This is a genomic window from Coprococcus sp. RTP21428st1_C9_RTP21428_210409, assembly GCF_040227395.1.
Classification (GTDB): Bacteria; Bacillota; Clostridia; order Lachnospirales; family Lachnospiraceae; genus Coprococcus; species Coprococcus aceti.
The window spans coordinates 1-2,415 of the sequence record NZ_JBEHVV010000131.1; the positions used below are offsets into that span (position 1 = coordinate 1).

Genomic DNA, 2,415 nt, shown 5'->3' on the forward strand with positions numbered 1-2,415 from the left:
AGCTTGGAGACAGATTCTATCAGATCCTGCTGTGAGTAGGGCTTGACCAGATAATCGTAGCAGTTGGTCTTGTGGATCGCTCTGGGAGCTTCGTTTACAAGAGCTGTCACGTACAAAATAGGAGTTGTCTGATAACGCGGATTCCTCCGCAATTGTTCTCCCAGCGTTATTCCGTCCTTATCCGGGTCGGCGCCAAGCTGTATATCCAGCAGAAAAAGCTGGATGCTGTGCGAATCTGCCAGAGCCAGAGCATCATCATAACAGGCGGCCTTCAGACATTCTATGTCGGGGAAGCTTTCTTCTATTATTTCTGCCAGACCATTTAATTGTGCCACATTGTCTTCAACTACCAAAGCTCTCATTATAAAAGACTCCTTCCTTCTATGTGTTGTATTTTAAACCATTACTTCAAAACGCACCAGAGTATCATCCAGAAGATAATCGTTTTCCAGATATATTTTTCCATTATATTTAAATACCAGACGCCTGAGATTGTAAAGACCAAGACCGTGCTTCTGACGATCACAGGTCTTGGTGGTATAGCCTGCCGTGAAAAGCTTTGCTCTGATCTCGGGTGTTAGCAGAGGACCTTTGTTCAGAGTGGTGATGATGATCCTGCCGTCACGGCTATCCAGGTGCAGAGTCATACTATCGTGCTCAGATATGGCCTCCAGTGCATTGTCGATGAGTATTCCCAGAACCCTGACCAGCTCATATTCAGGCATCCGGCTCTCGAGCAGATAGCTGTGAACGACAATATTCAGCTTTTTGTGCGCCTTTTCTGCCTGCTTTTGTTTGCTGTATATAAACCCGGCGATCACGAACATGTTGATTTTCAGAAGCTCGGTGGTTCTGTATTCGGATATAACCTCATCTGAACTGCTGATAAGAGCCTCCTTTAATGAACTGTAGTCGGTGTGTGTATATGGAAGCATTCGAATACCGGTCAATATATTGTCAAAGTCATGCTGCCTTCCCGTGACGTCCTCAATCAGATCATCCATCATAGGCTGATAGATGTTGTAATTTGTCAGATCGTGCTGCTGCTTGCTGATGATCTGTTGCTGGCTGAGGATTACTATGTCGGTGATGAGGACTATCACGGTGAAAAATGAGATGAGGGGGATATATATGATTGTGTTAAATGTGCTGTATTTACGCAGTCCCAGCTCAAGCATGATTATCAGAAAAACATGTATTACAAGGTACTTGGATAAAAATTTGCCATTAATCAACTGAGAGTAGAAGCTATGGAATGGAAGTAGCCTGCATATAGCACAAGCAATAGAAAAAGTAATCAGGGAGCCTGCGATGGAGGAGGCTATCTGATTATTAAAATTCACTCTGTAAAATAACAGAATTATAGAATTTTGAATAAGAAGGATAAAAGTGTGTGATATGACGAAGGCAATTAGAGAATTAAATATAGTCGTATTTAAGATAAAAAGAGTCGTTAAATAGGCTAGTGAACATAAGATGATCCACCCAAGCGCACCTGGAAACAGGGATGAAAAAAAGGTTCCCAAACAAAAGTATAAAATTGCACTTATCACAGGATGTCGCATTTCTTTTATATGTACTCCGGCAATGGATGAGAGCATGATGAGATCATATAAAATTTCAATAATATAACAAAAAGAGTCTACGATATGATGTATCATGGCAACCTCCATAAAGATAATATATTTGAAACATTATACAAAGCCAATTTATACCGCGTCAATTGTCGTTTATGACATGATAGATACCGTTCATAACAAATTAAGTAAAATATATTGCAATCTAAGTAGTTGTATGATAAAAGAAAAGTGGAGGTGGTCGAATAGATAATCTAAACAACAAGCTGGGAATATTATTAACACAGATCCTGCTGGGCAGAAAATACAGAAGCGATGAGGATCGTGGTATAGCAGGTGTGCTGATAATTGGAGCGGTGAGTCTTGGGGTGAAATCTTACAATAACTATATTGTATGGATATGGTTGTTGCAGATAATTAATAGGAGAGACAAAAGGTTATGAAGAAGTCGATGAAATCAAAGCTTGCGATGTTTGCTGTTGCAGGCGCAATGGCGGTGTCAGGAACAGTGGGAATTGCAGCACCGGCTAAGGCTGAGAATGTACATACAAATAATGCAGGTACAGTGGTTACATGCAAAGAATCATATTCTAATACAGATAACGAGCTGTTTACTTTTAGCAACAATAACAGCGGATATGGTTATAGTTCGTACAGACGTAAATATAATAAGACAAAGGTTTATGTATATCCAACAGTAGGACCAAAGCTCAGCTACACAGTAATGGGCTCGCATTCATCAAAAGGGACAAACCCAATAGTAAAATCTGATACGCATATTATTCCGCTTGGAATTGAGGCGAGTATCACAAACATGGTAAACGAGAAAGGCTATGCC

Annotated in this window: 3 protein-coding genes; 1 reads left to right on the forward strand and 2 read right to left on the reverse strand. The window is 40.5% G+C overall.

The annotated features are described in order from the left end of the window. Nucleotides 1–362 (reverse strand): LytR/AlgR family response regulator transcription factor (locus tag ABUA34_RS14130; RefSeq protein ID WP_349823528.1); only part of this gene is annotated, 362 nt, incomplete at its 3' end. A gap of 33 nt (nucleotides 363–395) precedes the next feature. Further along, nucleotides 396–1,178, reverse strand: a complete 783-nt coding sequence (locus ABUA34_RS14135) for a sensor histidine kinase (RefSeq protein WP_172682075.1) — start codon at nucleotides 1,176–1,178, stop codon at nucleotides 396–398. Between the two features lie 838 nt (nucleotides 1,179–2,016). On the opposite strand from ABUA34_RS14135, the gene ABUA34_RS14140 reads away from it, so the two are divergent. After that, nucleotides 2,017–2,415: hypothetical protein (locus ABUA34_RS14140; protein WP_349823529.1), on the forward strand; the 399-nt coding region annotated here is incomplete at its 3' end.

Bases quoted from the DNA above. Each gene is read 5' to 3' on its own strand.
- ABUA34_RS14135 (WP_172682075.1), bottom strand. From the start codon at position 1,178: ATGCTTGAGCTGGGACTGCGTAAATACAGCACATTTAACACAATCATA.